Origin of the sequence: Enterococcus sp. SMC-9 (genome assembly GCF_021011285.1) — a bacterium.
In the GTDB taxonomy this organism is placed as follows: Bacteria; Bacillota; Bacilli; order Lactobacillales; family Enterococcaceae; genus Enterococcus_C; species Enterococcus_C montenegrensis.
Genome location: NZ_JAILYE010000001.1, coordinates 392,484 through 407,667 on the forward strand (window position 1 = coordinate 392,484; position 15,184 = coordinate 407,667).

Consider the following 15,184-nt stretch of genomic DNA (forward strand, 5'->3'; position numbering starts at 1 on the left):
AAGAAAATTAATCCTCACCTTGACGTAGTTTCATTTTCAAGAAGGCATCAATGAAACCATCCAAATCACCATCCATTACAGCTGTGACATTTCCGGTTTCGTAATTATTACGGTGATCTTTAACCATTGAATAAGGATGAAAAACATAAGAACGAATTTGCGAACCCCAGCCAATTTCTAATTGTTCGCCTCTTAATGCAGCTGCTTCTTGTTCTTTTTTCTCAACTTCTAGTTGATACAATTTTGCTTTTAACATGCCCATTGCTTGTTCTCTATTTTTTAACTGGGAACGTTGCGCTTGACTAGCCACTACAACACCTGTTGGAATATGGGTAATACGTACAGCAGATTCAGTTTTATTGATATGCTGTCCACCAGCACCGCTAGCCCGATACGTGTCAATTTTTAAATCATCGGGATTAATTGCGATATCAATCGTATCATCTAATTCCGGCATTACATCCACCGAACAAAAAGAAGTATGTCGTCTTGCATTTGAGTCAAAAGGTGAAATCCGAACTAGGCGATGTACGCCACGCTCTGATTTTAAATAACCAAAAGCATTATGGCCTTTAATTAACAAGGTTACACTTTTAATTCCTGCTTCATCACCGGCTTGGTAATCCAATGTCTCTACCTGATAACCATGCTTTTCTGCCCAGCGGGTGTACATTCTTAAAAGCATACTTCCCCAGTCTTGGGATTCTGTCCCGCCAGCACCAGGGTGTAGTTCTAAAATTGCATTATTATGATCATAAGGTTCATCTAAGAGTAAAGAAAGTTCATAAGTTTGTAATTTTTCTTTTAGCGCAGGTAATCTGGTTGCCAGTTCTGCGTTCATTTCTGAATCGTCTTCTTCTTCTAACATTTCTACCATTACCGCTAATTCTTCTTCTTCTGCTGCTAATTGATTAAACTGATCATAAGTTGCTTTATTAGCATTATTTTCATTAATAACTTTTTGCGCTTTTTTTGTATTATCCCAAAAACCTGGCTCAGCCATTTGATGTTCAGCTTGAGCAATATCCTCTTCCAACTCGTCTAAGTCAAAGAGACCTCCTAAATGATTGAATTTGGTCTTTCATGGTACTTAACTGTTGTTTCATCTCACTTAATTCCATTGAAGATTCCTCCTGTTAAAAACAGCTTTTTGCTTTTTCTTTTTATAGTAGAGATATTTTTATGGTTCTATCATAACCAAAAGATAAGGCTGGTACAAGTCGCGTACCAGCCTTAGTCTATGAATGATTTTAACTATGCGTTTTTGCCGTGGCAATTTTTATACTTTTTACCGCTACCACAAGGACATGGATCGTTACGTCCAACTTTTTTAACTGGTTGTGGTTTTTGCGGTTTTACTTCTTCTTCTTGTTCCGCTTGACCTTGTGCAACTTGCTCTCGTTGCACATTTTGACGAATCTCAGCCTTCATAAATAGACGTGTCACTTCGTATTCAATTGCCCCCACCATATCTTCAAACATCGTATAGCCTTCAGTTTGATATTCTACGAGTGGATTGTTTTGTCCGTAAGCCCGCAGGCCAATTGATTGACGCAATTGATCCATCGCATCGATATGGTCTGTCCATTTAGAGTCAACTACCCGCAAGATAACAACTTTTTCAAACTCCAATAATTGTTCTTGACTATTTAATTGCTCTTTCTTTTGATCAAAAATAGCTTGTGCTTTCTCCATTAAGAAAGTTTTCATTTCTTCGGGTGATTTATTTTCCAGATCAGCCACTGCGATACTATCTTCGTGAACAATGGCGTTACCTGCAAAATCAACAATCCCAGCTAAATTCCATTGACTCTTATCTTCAACTTGAGTATGCGCATCTACGACACGGCTTATCGTACGTTTCACCATGTTCATCAGCGTTTGTGACAAGTCCTTTTCTTCCATAATTACTTCTTGTCGTTGACCGTAAATAACTTCACGTTGTTCCCGCATTACATCGTCATATTGCAAGACATTTTTACGAGTATCGTAGTTATTACCTTCAACCCGTTTTTGTGCTGATTCCACTTGTTTAGTCAACATTTTACTTTGAATAACTTGATCTTCTTCATCCAAGTTCATACGTTCCATAAAGGCCTTAATTCGTTCAGAACCAAAACGTTTCATCAAATCATCTTCAAGGGATAAATAAAATTGTGAAACCCCTGGATCCCCTTGACGACCTGAACGGCCACGTAATTGGTTATCAATCCGGCGTGATTCATGGCGTTCAGTACCGACAACAGCTAAACCGCCTAATTCTGCCACACCTAAACCTAATTTAATATCCGTACCACGACCAGCCATGTTGGTTGCAATTGTGACGGCACCTTTTTGTCCGGCATTTAAAATAATTTCCGCTTCTTTAAAGTGGTTCTTAGCATTCAAGACTTCATGGGGAACTTTTTCTTTATCTAACATGTTAGATAACAATTCTGATGTTTCAACGGCAACGGTACCAACTAATACAGGTTGTCCTTTACGGTAACGTTCTTTAATGTCTTTAACAACTGCATCGAATTTAGAATGTAGCGTTGGATAAAGCAAATCAGCTCGATCATCACGAATTACCGGTTGGTTAGTTGGAATTTGGATAACTTGCATGTTGTAGATTTCCCGGAATTCTTCTTCTTCGGTTTTGGCTGTACCTGTCATCCCGGCTAATTTTTTATACATCCGGAAATAGTTTTGGAAGGTAATGGTTGCCATTGTTTTTGTTTCATCTTCAATTTCAACGCCTTCTTTAGCTTCAATCGCTTGGTGTAAGCCATCAGAATACCGACGTCCATCCATAATCCGTCCTGTAAATTGGTCAACGATTAAAACTTTTCCTTCTTGTACCACATAATCAAAGTCGCGAATCATAATGAAATTAGCGCGTAATGCATTATCTAAGTGATGTGTTAAGGCTGTATTTTCAATATCATAAAGATTTTTTAGACCAAAGTTTTCTTCAGCTTTTTCAATCCCAGCTTCTGTTAACCCAATTGTCTTAGACTGAATATCAATCTTATAATCTTCCTCTTCTTTCAAGCGTTTGACAAAGTTATCAGCGCGCGTATAAAGTGCGGTTGATTTTTCAGCTTGTCCAGAAATAATCAACGGTGTTCTAGCTTCATCGACTAAAATCGAGTCCACTTCATCGACAACAGCATAATTTAGTGGTCGTTGCACCATTTGATTGCGATAAACTACCATGTTGTCTCGCAAATAGTCAAAACCTAATTCATTATTCGTTGAGTACGTGATATCACAAGCATAGGCAGCCCGTTTTTCCTCTGGTGTTTTAGAGTTGATGTTTAAACCAACCGTCATCCCAAGAAAATTGTACAATTCGCCCATTTCTTGCGAGTCACGAGTGGCTAAGTATTCGTTAACTGTTACCACATGTACCCCTTCGCCGCTTAGGGCGTTTAGGTAGACGGGCATTGTTGCAGTCAATGTTTTCCCTTCACCAGTTCGCATTTCAGAAATATTACCATCGTGTAAAACAATCCCCCCCATTAATTGAACATGGTAAGGATAAAGCCCCAAGACCCGTTTTGCAGCTTCACGTACAACTGCAAACGCCTCTGGTAATAGCTGATCTAGCGTTTCACCTTTTTGATAGCGTCCGCGAAATTCATCGGTTTTTTCTTTTAACTGAAGATCAGATAATGCCGCCATTTTTTCAGCAAACGTTTCGACCTCATTGGCAATTTTATCCAACCGTTTTAATTCTTTTTTATCATTTTCAATTAACTTACGTATAAAGTTGGCCATTAGTGAATAATTCCCCTTCTTTGCATCAATTCTCGTTTCAATTAGAAACTCTCCCATATATTTTAGCATTAAGTTGAAACAAATGAAATACTTAGCATTAGAATCAAGAAGCTTTACTCTAATTTATTATTTTATCTTTTTTAAATAAGGGAAATAAGACAAAATATGAGAAGATATTTAACCTTTTATTTTTCGTAATCAAGCTTTTAGGTGAAATTTATTTTTATTTCACGCTATAATAAAGTTTGTGAAAGCCTATTTTGCTTATTTTACAAAAATAAGCTTACATGCTAAAACAAAACCAAAAGGAGTGAATTGTTGTGGCTGAAAAAATTTACGCTGTCTTAACGTTTTGCGGAGTTTGGTTACTTTATGTTTTTCCTTTGTACCAAGGAGCCTTAGAGTTATCTGAACCTAACAAAATGCTAAAGAGATTTCAAAAAAGCGGGCATAAATATCCCAAAGTATCCCCTTGGTATTGGCTCTTTCCCCCTTTAAAAATTCACAAAGAAAAAATCCGAGGCATAAAAATGTTGCGGGATAATATCAGCAGCAAAAAAGAAATGGATCGACTTTTTCGTTATTTCAACAAGGCGGTAGCTTGGTATTACATCGCTATTGCTGGGGTGCTAAATGGGATTGTTGCGACCCATGAACTATTCGCTGTGTTTTCTTTACAAGAGCATTTCATCTCCATGATTGTCTTTGACTGTATTTTAATTTTAGCAGGTCTTTACCATGTTCATTATCGTTTAAATGATGCCCGGAAAAATCGGCTATTAACCAAAATTTTTCAAAGTGAAAAATATAACGAATAAAAAAGCGAGTAACGAAATTTCTCCAAAAAACAAAAATAAAAAAAGGTTCAAGCTAGACGACTTAAGACGCCTGGCTTGAACCTTTTTATCTTTTTTAGTTTGTTTCAATTAAACCGTATTTACCATCTTTACGGCGGTAAACGATGCTAGTGCCATTGGTTTCAGCATCTTCAAAAATAAAGAAGTTATGTCCCAACATATTCATTTGTAAAACAGCTTCTTCACTGTCCATTGGTTTTAATGATAAGCGTTTGGTGCGGACGATATCTAATGCTGCTTCTGTTTCATCGTCACCTGCTTCATTGTTAAATAAAACCGCTGCTTCTGCTGCAGGAACTGCTGTTTCACGAGATTTACGATTGATTTTTGTTTTGAATTTACGAATTTGACGTTCTAGTTTATCAACGACCAAATCGATACTTGCATATAAATCTGGTGAAGTTTCTTCTGCGCGCAATACCAAATATGGTAGTGGGATTGTCACTTCCACTTTCGCTGTTTTTTCAGTATAAACCTTTAAGTTCACATGAGCCGTTGCATCGGGCGCATCTGTAAAGTAACGCTCCAACTTACCGACTTTTTTCTCTACATAATCGCGAATAGCTTCTGTAACTTCAATATTTTCTCCGCGTACATTGTATCTAAACATAACAATTGCCCCTTTCGTCTACCACTAAAGAAGGTAAAAGGACCACTCTTTTGCCTTCTTCTTACTATTATTATAGCGAACTCTAACCTATTTGCAAAGTTAAACGCTAACAAATTCATGAATTTCTCAAATCTATTCATGACGTCTAACATAAGGTTTTAACGTGCCAATGTAAAAGTTGCAACGGCCTTTGCATTGTGGGCGTATAAAAGTGCTACGCCATGGTAAAGCGTACGTCCTGTCGTATAAACATCGTCTACTAATAAAAATTTACGTCCTGAAATTATCACATCTTTTTTGATAATATAAGGTTGTTTTAAACCCAGCCGTTCCGTTCTTTTTTTACTTGCTTGCGGACGATCGTGTTGTTTACGAATTAAAATATTTTCATAAGTAATCCCAGCAGCCTTCAATAGTTCTTCTGCTTGATTAAAGCCACGCTCTTTTTGACGTTCTTTTGATAACGGCAACGGAACAATAATAAAGTCACGATACCTCTTTAGTGCTTGCTTTACCGATAAAGAAAACGTGTGACACAATGGATAATCCCCTTCAAATTTATAGCGATACAACCATTCTTTAAAAGCATCATTATAGTGATAAAGTGCTTGGTGATAAAGAACAAAGTCAGGATACATTTTTCGCCATTTTTGACAATCTTGGCAAAGTTCATCGCAATTTGGACGCATGCACCCTTCACAGGCGCGCTTGGGTTCAATTTTTTGAAAGCGAGCCAGACAGTCTTCGCATAATTCTTCATTTGCAAGTAACCAAGGAAAGATGATTTCTTGTATCAAAAGATTACGGCTAATTTTTTGCTGACAATTACTACATTTCATTAAGCAACCCTGCCTTTTTTGCTTGCTGATTCAAGTTTTTAGTTGTTTGAAGCGTTTTTCTTATTGCGTTTGTCATTTGCGTAAAATAAAAAACGACCTCGCTATTTGAAAAATCACCTTTACGATCCGCTCTTCCAGCAATCTGTAAGAGGGTAGCTTGGGTAAAAATTAGATGATCTGCACCAAAAACCAAAACAGAAACATTGGCAAAGGTCACACCGCGTTCCATGACAGTCGAACAGCAAAAAATTTGAAATTTATTTTGTCGCATACGTTTTACTTTTGTTTGGCGCTCACAATCTGCCGCATGCACACTGCCAACAGCGACGTTGCCTAATTCCATTTTGAGAAATTTTTCCATGGCCAACACTTGCTGTACTGTGGCGCAAAATAAGAGTAAGTGATTGTGTTGTAATAATTGCATCACTTGACTTAAAAACTTCTTTTTAATTCGGTAGGATAGTGGTAATTTTTGTGTCTTGATTCTTATTAGTTTTGGAAGAGGTAACTGGCGACGATGAAATCGTGCAGGTAGACAAAATAACCCCCCTGTCTTTTGAGCAGCTTTAATTTCAGTTTCACTAGGGGTCGCACTTAAAAAGACACAAGAACCTGTTTTGTGTAAGGCATTGTTTACAGCAAAATGTAGTCTCTGATCACCAGCGTAAGGAAAGGCATCAATTTCATCAACGACAATCAAATGAAATGCTGCTTTAAAATAGAGTAATTGGTGGGTCGTACAAACCAAAAGCGAAGTTGGCTGATAGGGTTTAGCACCATAATGACGCAACCCGATTTCAAGCTTTGGAAATACAGCTTGCAGACGAGGCTGAATTTCACAACAGACATCAACACGCGGACTACAAAATGCCACACTCAGGCCTTTAGCTAAACAATAATGAAGTAATTCAAACAACATTTCGGTTTTACCGGCTCCAGTGACTGCATAAACTAAACTGGCTCGCTGTTGTTTAAAATTTTCTACTAATCCTTGACTGATTTTTTTCTGCGCAGCAGTCAGTTGTCCGCAAAAAATCAAGTCTACTGTCTTTTTTTTCGGGTTTGCTAGTGGCAGCACACCTAAATAATGGCTAGAAGTAACGCGACCAAATGCCATACACGCACGGCAGTAATGACGGCCATCGGGCAATTGATTTTCTGATTTTAAAAATTTAGTATTGCAGCGACGACAACGTAAAAAAACTCCATCAACTGTAATCGCCTTTTGAAAAGACAGTGCTGAGTTTTTTCTTACTTCTGCTTTTGTTACCAAGTACTGATAGCCAGGATAAAATTCCATTTTTTTCACCTCAAAAATAGGTACGCAGAAAGGATAAAAAAAGGTGAACCAAACGTTAAGTTTAACGTTTGGTTCACCTTTTTTTACTATTATTATTTATTTTCGATTAACGTCATAGCTTGTTTTAAAACATTTTCGCCATTCATCATGCCATAATCGGCCATATTGATGACATCAAGTGGAATTCCTTTTGGTGCTAAGCGTTTTTCAAAGTCGCCTTTCATAAAGCGAACTTGTGGTCCTAATAACATAACGTCAACGGGTTTGCTTTCAATTGAATTATCCGCATCTGAGGCAGATACCGCAAAGACATCTGCTTCAACACCTTGTGCTTCTGCTGCTTTTTGCATTTTTGTAACTAATAAACTGGTACTCATCCCAGCCGAACAAACTAACATAATTGTTTTTTTAGCCATTTTATTTCCTCCTTATGTAATCTTTAAGCTTAACTTAGGCTTACGTCAATTATAAGATAACAATATTTTTTGTCAACGCTTACTACTTGTCTTCCGCCAGCAACCACTTGGCTTTGACGAGTTTATTAAAAACGCTAAATTCTTTATCCAAATTAACATAAACGACTTCATAGCCGGCATTTAACCAAGCATACGCCCCTTTTTCAGGGTAATGATAATCATTGGCCCACCATTCTTTGGTTTTACGAGCACTTTTGGGCAGACCACTAGCAGGAAATAATAGTTCATCAAATTGAGTAAAGGTCAGTGTTACTTGCGACCCGCCATTTGTTTTCAAATAATGTGTAATAACGTCATATTTTCGTGCCATGCTGATCACCTCTACTAATTATCGCTTAAATAAGGTTAAAAGTGCAACCAATAGCTATTTGCAACTTGTTGATATTTTTTTTATACTAAAAATAAAAGTCAAGCTAAGGAGTACCTTCATGATAGATCACTATTTAACGATTCAAAAAGACGGGGTAGCCGAAATTGAAATTAAAAAATCTCGTTTTATTTGCTCATTAAAACGAGTGGAAACAGAAGATGAAGCTAAACTATTTATTCAACGTGTAAAAAAAGAACATTGGAAAGCTACCCATAATTGCAGCGCTTTTGTAGTCGGGGACAAAAGTGAAATCAAACGTAGTAGTGACGATGGTGAACCTAGTGGAACTGCTGGCATCCCCATGTTAGAAGTGTTAGTCAAAAAAGATTTAATCAACGTTGCAGCGGTTGTTACTCGCTACTTTGGCGGGACAAAATTAGGAGCGGGTGGATTAATTCGCGCTTATTCTCATGCTGTTTCCCATGGAATCGATGAAATTGGTATCGTTGAAGGAAAACTCCAACAAGAAGTTTCACTAACAATTGCTTATCCCTTACTAGGAAAGTTGCAAAACTACTTGGAAAACAACCAGCTAGCGATAAAAGAGACACTCTTTACCGATGAGGTAGTGGTTGTCTGCTCAATCGATGAAGAAAGTGTGGCCGCCTTTGAAGCAAGTATCACTGAACTGTTAAGCGGTCAAGTACAGTTTTTTTATGGTCAAAAAACTTATAACGAAATTTTGCTAGCATAAAAAGCCTTCGTTTATGCCAAAAAGTACGCTGTAAAAACAGCTGTACTTTTGGCTACAAACTTAGGCTTTTATTTTTCTAAATAAAATTCAAATCGATTGCCAACATACTGGGTTCTCACATATTCAAAAGGAGCACCGTCATCTAGATACGAAACTTGACGCATCCGCAAAATTGCATCCCCACGTTTAATCTTCAAAAATTCGGCAATTTGCTCTGAAGCTAACATGGCAGAAACCGTTTGATTTGCACCGCCAATTTTTAAACCGCCTTTTTCTTCTAAAGTTTTATAAAAAGAAGTCGTAATTTCGGCTTTACTATATTCTTTAATTAAATGCTCTGGAATGCTGGCAACTTCAAAACAGATTGGAACATCATCAGCATAACGAATTCGCTCCATTCGTAAAATACCTTCTTCTGGGGCCAATTTTAATTTCTCCATTTCTGAAGAACTTGGCGCCGTCATAAAATAAGAAACTACTTTACTAGAAGGCTTTCTGCCTTGAGATAGCATAATTTCAGTAAAACTAGTCGTGCCAGTCATTTTTTCTTGGACTTTTTGTCGTGCCACATAAGTTCCAGATCCGATTTTTCTTTCCAAAATCCCTTCATCTGCCAAAGTTTGGATTGCTTGGCGCAAGGTCATCCGACTAACACTAAATTGAGTAGCCAACTCCCGTTCTGATGGCAAGCGGTCTCCGATTTGCCAGACCCCTTTTTCAATTTTAGTTTTGATTTGGTCGTGAATCTGAATATAAATTGGTAAACTATCAGACATTCATTATTTCTCCTTCAATTAAGATCACATTTGATGTAATATTTCCACTCAAATCGTATCATCATTATAACTGGTATATACCTAATTAGCAAACTTTTCAGCTGCTTTTCTTCTCCTTTATCACAAAAAAGCCTTGGAAATTAGCTATCTTCCCAAGACTTTTTTCACTATTTACTTTTACACTTTCATTTTGGTACAGATATTTACTGTCATTTTTAAACCGAAAGTTCTTCTTCAGTTAACATTTTATTGGCTGTGGCCATCATTAAACGAATTCGATTTAATTGATTTACTAAAGACACACCTGGATCATAATCAATCGCAGCGATGTTAGCTTTTGGATATTGATGACGCAATTCTTTAATAACGCCTTTACCAACTACATGGTTTGGCAAACAGCCAAAAGGTTGCATACAAACAATATTATTAACACCCGTTTTTAACAACTCAATCATTTCCCCAGTTAAAAACCAGCCCTCACCCGTGTGATTTCCAATGGATAAAACTTTGCTGGCATCTTCTGCTAAATCGTAAATAGACTGAATACCATCAAAGCGCTCTGAAGCTCGCAGTGCTTTATCCATCGGACGTTCAACCATTTCGATTAAACGAATCCCAAATTCAGCTAAAACTTTCCCTTTTTTGGCCATTCCCAAATTCTCATACTTCCAAATTTGATTGTATAAAGAATAATTCATAAAACCAATAATATCTGGAACTACCGCTTCAGCCCCTTCTGCTTCTAGTAAGCGCACAATATCATTATTGGCCGTTGGTGAATATTTCACTAAGATTTCCCCAACTACACCGACTTTGGGTTTCACTGCATCAGACAAAGGGACAGTATCAAAATCAGCGATAATTTTTTTCATATTGCGATTAAACTGGGTCAATGAACCATTGCGTACATTTTTAGCTACTTTTTTCAACCAATCTGCGTGCATTTGATCAATTTGACCTTTTTTAAGTTCGTAAGGACGAGTGCGATAAACCACCCGTTCAAATAAATCACCATATAAAAAGGCAACTACAATTCGTTTTAACATCGGCAGGGTAAATTTGAAACCTGGATTTGATTCGACTCCTTTATTTCCCATCGATACTGAAACGACTGGCACTTGTGGGAAGCCAGCATCATTTAAAGCTTTGCGTAAGAGCGGAATATAATTTGTCGCACGACATCCCCCACCAGTTTGTGTCATCATCACACTGGTATTGTTTAAATCGTAAGCACCACTTTCTAATGCCTCCACTAATTGACCAATTGAGATAATGGCAGGGTAACATGCATCGTTATTCACGTATTTCAAGCCAACATTTACAGCATCTTTATCTTCTGCAGGTAAACAAACCACATTATACCCCGAAGCTTTTAAGGCTTCATCAACTAGTCCATCTTGATGGATCGGACTAAGCATCGGCAATAGTAAAGTATGTTTTTTACGCATATCTTTAGTAAAGACGATTTTTTCTGGCTCATCGTAGCGTTTTGTTGGCGTGAAGTCTTGTTTATCCCGTTCCTTCACTGCTGCTTTTAATGAACGCAAGCGAATCCGAATCGCACCTAAATTCGAACCTTCATCAATTTTTAGCACCGTATAAATTTTTCCATACTGCTCCATGATTTCTTCGACTTGGTCAGTTGTCACCGCATCCAAACCACAGCCAAAGGAATTCAATTGCACTAATTCAAGATTTTTAGATTTTGCCACCACGCGTGCTGCCGCATAGAGGCGGGAATGATAAACCCATTGATTTACCACGCGCAAATTACCAACATCACTTAAATGAGAAATACTATCTTCGGTTAAAACATGGAAACCTTCTTGGGTAATAACCTCACTGATACCATGATTAATTTCAGGATCCAAATGATACGGACGGCCAGAAATAACGATACCACGTTCTCCTTTGGCTTGTAACATGGCCAAAGTTTCTTCACCTTTATTGCGAATGTCTTGTTTAAAGTTTTCCAATTCTGCAAAACCATGGTGAACAGCAGCAGCCATTTCTTCTTTTGTGATCCCCAAATCTGCAAAGGTTTTGCTCAAGACCTCAATTACCGCAGCCTCATTTGCTAAGTTCAAGAAAGGATTGCGGTAATCAACTTTACCTTCGCGAATATCATCAACATTGTTGCGAATAACATCGGGATAACTTTGCACAATGGGACAATTAAAATGATTGTCTGCTTCTGGACTTTCTTGCCGTTCAAAAACCACACCAGGGTAAAAAATCAGTGGTACTTCTTTGTCAATCAAAGCTTGAATATGACCGTGAGTAATTTTAGCTGGATAACAAGCGGTATCACTTGGAATCGTCTCCATTCCTTGTTCATACAACGCTTTATTTGATCGGGGTGAAAGTTGGACTCTAAAACCTAAATCTGTAAATAACGTATGCCATAGAGGATAATTTTCATACATATTCAAGACTCGAGGAATCCCCACCACGCCTCTTAGCGCATCTTTTTTCCGCAATGGACGGTATTTGAAAAGACGTTTGTATTTATAATCTATTAAATTGACGCGACGATCTTCTTTTTTAATTTTGATTTTTGCTCCGCGTTCACAGCGATTTCCTGTTATAAATTGACGCCCATCAGAAAAAATCGTGACCGTTAATTGACATTTATTTTCACACAAATTGCAATGGGTGAATTCTTTTTCAGCAGTAAACGTCGCCAATTCTTCGGCATCTAAAATCGTGCTTTCTTCAGCAATATCATAATTTTCTAATGCGATTAATGCGGCACCATAAGCACCCATTAACCCTGCAATAGAAGGTCTGACAACTTGACGCCCAGAAATTTCTTCAAAAGCACGTAAAACCGCTTCGTTATAAAATGTTCCTCCTTGGCAGACAATTTTTTCTCCCAATTCTTCAGGACGACGAATCTTAATTACTTTATAAATGGCATTTTTGATGACCGAATAAGAAAGTCCTGCTGAAATATCGCCAACACTGGCACCTTCTTTTTGGACTTGTTTTACCTTTGAATTCATGAAAACCGTACAACGAGAACCTAAATCTACCGGCGCTTGTGATTGTGTGGCTGCAAGGGCAAAATCTTTTACATCGTAATTTAGCGATTTAGCAAATGTTTCGATGAAAGAACCGCAACCAGATGAGCACGCTTCATTTAACTGAATGGAAGATAAAACACCATCTTTAATCGTCATAGCTTTCATATCTTGGCCACCAATATCCAAGATAAAGTCTACACCTGGTTGAAAATGATTGGCTGCTTTGTAGTGAGCCATGGTTTCGACTTCGCCAATATCGACTTTCAACGCATTTTTGATGAGATGTTCTCCGTAACCTGTTACTGCTGCTTTTCCGACAAAAACATCAGCTGGCATTTTCTGATAAAGATCGGTTAAAACTGCCATGGTTGTTTCGAGTGGCTGGCCTTCATTGTTACCGTAAAAAGAAAATAATATCCGACCCGCATCATCAATTAACACCACTTTTGTTGTGGTTGAACCTGCATCGATTCCTAAAAATGCTGCGCCTTGATGCGTAGTCAAATCTTTTTCTTCTGCTGTTGCTTGGCCGTGACGTGTTCTAAATTCTGTTAACTCCGCATCACTACTAAATAAGGGTTGTAATGTATCGGTAGGCTTTAATTGGTCTTGTTGTCCATTTTCTAAGCGGTCCAATAAATTTGCTAACGTGGTAGCCTCACCTTCTTTAGCAAACAAAGCTGCCCCCATCGCCACAAATAGTTGTGGATTTTCAGGAAAAACAATATCTTCTGGGGCGATATTTAACGTCTCAACAAACCGTTTTCTTAGTTCAGACATAAAATACAAAGGACCACCTAAAAAGGCAACTTTCCCTTTGATTTTTCGTCCTGCTGCAAGGCCTGCAATTGTCTGATTAACCACTGCTTGAAAAATACTCGCTGCAATATCTGCTTTATCAGCGCCTTCATTAATTAAAGGCTGAACATCGGTTTTAGCAAAGACACCACACCGAGAAGCAATAGGATAAATTGTTTGATAATTTTTTGCCAATTCATTAACCCCATTGGCATCCGTTTTTAAAAGTACCGCCATCTGATCGATAAAAGCACCGGTACCACCGGCACAACTACCATTCATGCGTTGCTCTAATGCCCCTTCAAAAAAGGTGATTTTAGCATCCTCACCACCTAATTCAATGACGACATCTGTTTGAGGGATAATTGTTTCAACCGTTTTGGTACAAGCAATTACTTCTTGCACGAAGGGAATTTCTAAAACTTCTGCCAGACCCATCCCACCAGAACCGGTAATTTGTAAAGATACGGGAGTATCTTTGATTACTGCTTGACCTTCAGACAAAATTTTATTTGTCGCTTTTTTCACATCCGAAAAGTGACGTTCGTATTTTGCGAAAATTGTTTCATTTTTTTCATTTAAAATGACTAATTTAACCGTCGTAGAACCGACATCAATACCTGCTTTTAATTTCATATGTATCACCCTTTTTATACAACAGCTTGTTGATTAACTTACAACCCGTCTGATATAATACTCATGTCTATTTTAAATTCTTGCTCACTTTTTGACAATACACAAACAAAAGCAGTTTGTGACATAAGCAACAAACTTACGTTTTTTGTTGCTTATCTAGAAAGGAAATTTCAATGAAAAAAACTGACTTACGCGTTAAACGCACAAATAAAATGATTATTGAAGCGTTTATTCATTTGGTGGAAAAAAATGGGTATGAACAAGTTACCGTACAAGATATTGCCGATCAGGCAATGATCAACCGTGCGACTTTTTATGCTCACTACAAAGACAAGCAAGACCTGTACGAAACAATTTTCGATTATGCGCTAACCGCCTTTACCTCAGTTTTAAATCCTGCCGAATTGGTAAAAGGCAATCGGATTAAAGTCAAACAAATCGAAGTCGTTATGACTAAAATTTATCGGAATATCCATGAAAATCGCAAATTCTATCTGACGATTATGGACGCTTCGGCAAATGAAATTTTACGTAAAAAAATTGCCGACATATTAAATGAACAATATGCCGACGTCTTTAACCGTTTAAAAATTACCGAAAATGAAATTGAAGTGCCCATGGACTTTATTATCGAATATATGACCTCCATTTTTATCGGCACTTTACATTGGTGGCTAACAACAGATTCACAAATGACACCAGAACATCTGGCCAAATTGGTTATTAAATTAGTTGGTAACGGCCATTTAACTGTTTTAGGTATTGAAATTGAGAAATAAAAGGCTCTGGAGAAAGTTTTTACAACTTTTTCGCCAGAGCCTTTTTTAATCAGATACTTTTCATTTTTTTAATAGTTTTTAGCCCGCCATTTAATTGTGTGCTTGGTTGGACGTGCTTTTTTTACGTCTAGTCCCTTTTTAGAAACGTTGATAAAGTAATCATCATTTTTTAACATATAACGAACTTTTTCAGCTGTTTCAGTTACAGTTTCAGCAATTTTTTCTTTGATTTTCATATGAACTCCTCCTACTTATACCTAT

General features: G+C 37.5%; 13 protein-coding genes. 3 read left to right on the forward strand and 10 right to left on the reverse strand.

The window, feature by feature from the left end; genetic code table 11:
- Window positions 1-7: 7 nt before the first annotated feature.
- Together prfB and secA are read right to left on the reverse strand one after the other, a co-directional pair.
- Window positions 8-1,121 (reverse strand): peptide chain release factor 2 gene (gene prfB, locus K4422_RS02000; protein ID WP_230708862.1). Its coding sequence is split into 2 segments (ribosomal slippage): window positions 8-1,048 and window positions 1,050-1,121, totalling 1,113 coding nucleotides; the frame shifts between segments, so codons are not numbered across the junction.
- Between the two features lie 133 nt (window positions 1,122-1,254).
- Window positions 1,255-3,762 carry a preprotein translocase subunit SecA gene (gene secA, locus K4422_RS02005; protein WP_230708865.1) on the reverse strand — a complete coding sequence of 836 codons (2,508 nt, stop codon included), beginning with the start codon at window positions 3,760-3,762 and terminating at the stop codon, window positions 1,255-1,257.
- A gap of 320 nt (window positions 3,763-4,082) precedes the next feature.
- Between secA and K4422_RS02010 the strand changes: the two genes are divergently transcribed.
- Window positions 4,083-4,580, forward strand: a complete 498-nt coding sequence (locus K4422_RS02010) for a hypothetical protein (RefSeq protein ID WP_230708866.1) — start codon at window positions 4,083-4,085, stop codon at window positions 4,578-4,580.
- Between the two features lie 94 nt (window positions 4,581-4,674).
- On the opposite strand, the gene hpf is transcribed toward K4422_RS02010, so the two are convergent.
- The 5 genes from hpf to K4422_RS02035 form a co-directional block, all read right to left on the reverse strand.
- Window positions 4,675-5,229: a ribosome hibernation-promoting factor, HPF/YfiA family gene (gene hpf, locus K4422_RS02015; protein WP_206903160.1), complete on the reverse strand. Its 555-nt coding sequence runs from the start codon at window positions 5,227-5,229 to the stop codon at window positions 4,675-4,677.
- Between the two features lie 158 nt (window positions 5,230-5,387).
- A complete protein-coding gene (locus tag K4422_RS02020; RefSeq protein ID WP_230708868.1) occupies window positions 5,388-6,068 on the reverse strand; it encodes a ComF family protein in 681 nt (226 codons plus the stop codon).
- Complete coding sequence (locus tag K4422_RS02025) at window positions 6,058-7,368, reverse strand: helicase-related protein (protein WP_230708870.1); 1,311 nt, start codon at window positions 7,366-7,368, stop codon at window positions 6,058-6,060. The genes K4422_RS02020 and K4422_RS02025 overlap by 11 nt, the downstream gene beginning before the upstream one ends.
- A 92-nt stretch (window positions 7,369-7,460) precedes the next feature.
- Entirely contained in the window at window positions 7,461-7,784 is a 324-nt protein-coding gene (locus K4422_RS02030; RefSeq protein WP_230708872.1) for a PTS sugar transporter subunit IIB, read from the reverse strand.
- Between the two features lie 82 nt (window positions 7,785-7,866).
- Window positions 7,867-8,154: a DUF7662 domain-containing protein gene (locus tag K4422_RS02035; protein ID WP_230708874.1), complete on the reverse strand. Its 288-nt coding sequence runs from the start codon at window positions 8,152-8,154 to the stop codon at window positions 7,867-7,869.
- Window positions 8,155-8,272: 118 nt separating this feature from the next.
- Between K4422_RS02035 and K4422_RS02040 the strand changes: the two genes are divergently transcribed.
- Entirely contained in the window at window positions 8,273-8,908 is a 636-nt protein-coding gene (locus tag K4422_RS02040; protein WP_206903908.1) for a YigZ family protein, read from the forward strand.
- A 68-nt stretch (window positions 8,909-8,976) separates the two neighbouring features.
- Here the strand turns inward: K4422_RS02040 and K4422_RS02045 are convergent, their stop codons facing one another.
- Both K4422_RS02045 and K4422_RS02050 read right to left on the reverse strand, forming a co-directional pair.
- Entirely contained in the window at window positions 8,977-9,684 is a 708-nt protein-coding gene (locus K4422_RS02045) for a GntR family transcriptional regulator (protein ID WP_206903907.1), read from the reverse strand.
- Between the two features lie 215 nt (window positions 9,685-9,899).
- Entirely contained in the window at window positions 9,900-14,144 is a 4,245-nt protein-coding gene (locus K4422_RS02050; RefSeq protein WP_230708875.1) for a 2-hydroxyacyl-CoA dehydratase, read from the reverse strand.
- 173 nt (window positions 14,145-14,317) lie between these two features.
- Here K4422_RS02050 and K4422_RS02055 point away from each other — a divergent pair, with 173 nt between their 5' ends.
- Window positions 14,318-14,923, forward strand: a complete 606-nt coding sequence (locus K4422_RS02055) for a TetR/AcrR family transcriptional regulator (RefSeq protein WP_230708877.1) — start codon at window positions 14,318-14,320, stop codon at window positions 14,921-14,923.
- A gap of 68 nt (window positions 14,924-14,991) precedes the next feature.
- Here the strand turns inward: K4422_RS02055 and K4422_RS02060 are convergent, their stop codons facing one another.
- A complete protein-coding gene (locus tag K4422_RS02060; RefSeq protein ID WP_206903904.1) occupies window positions 14,992-15,159 on the reverse strand; it encodes a hypothetical protein in 168 nt (55 codons plus the stop codon).
- Between the last annotated feature and the right edge of the window lie 25 nt (window positions 15,160-15,184).

Coding starts and splice junctions, on each gene's coding strand:
- secA (WP_230708865.1), bottom strand. CDS start 3,762: ATGGCCAACTTTATACGTAAGTTAATTGAAAATGATAAAAAAGAATTA.
- hpf (WP_206903160.1), bottom strand. CDS start 5,229: ATGTTTAGATACAATGTACGCGGAGAAAATATTGAAGTTACAGAAGCT.
- K4422_RS02020 (WP_230708868.1), bottom strand. CDS start 6,068: ATGAAATGTAGTAATTGTCAGCAAAAAATTAGCCGTAATCTTTTGATA.
- K4422_RS02025 (WP_230708870.1), bottom strand. CDS start 7,368: ATGGAATTTTATCCTGGCTATCAGTACTTGGTAACAAAAGCAGAAGTA.
- K4422_RS02030 (WP_230708872.1), bottom strand. CDS start 7,784: ATGGCTAAAAAAACAATTATGTTAGTTTGTTCGGCTGGGATGAGTACC.
- K4422_RS02035 (WP_230708874.1), bottom strand. CDS start 8,154: ATGGCACGAAAATATGACGTTATTACACATTATTTGAAAACAAATGGC.
- K4422_RS02040 (WP_206903908.1), top strand. CDS start 8,273: ATGATAGATCACTATTTAACGATTCAAAAAGACGGGGTAGCCGAAATT.
- K4422_RS02045 (WP_206903907.1), bottom strand. CDS start 9,684: ATGTCTGATAGTTTACCAATTTATATTCAGATTCACGACCAAATCAAA.
- K4422_RS02050 (WP_230708875.1), bottom strand. CDS start 14,144: ATGAAATTAAAAGCAGGTATTGATGTCGGTTCTACGACGGTTAAATTA.
- K4422_RS02055 (WP_230708877.1), top strand. CDS start 14,318: ATGAAAAAAACTGACTTACGCGTTAAACGCACAAATAAAATGATTATT.
- K4422_RS02060 (WP_206903904.1), bottom strand. CDS start 15,159: ATGAAAATCAAAGAAAAAATTGCTGAAACTGTAACTGAAACAGCTGAA.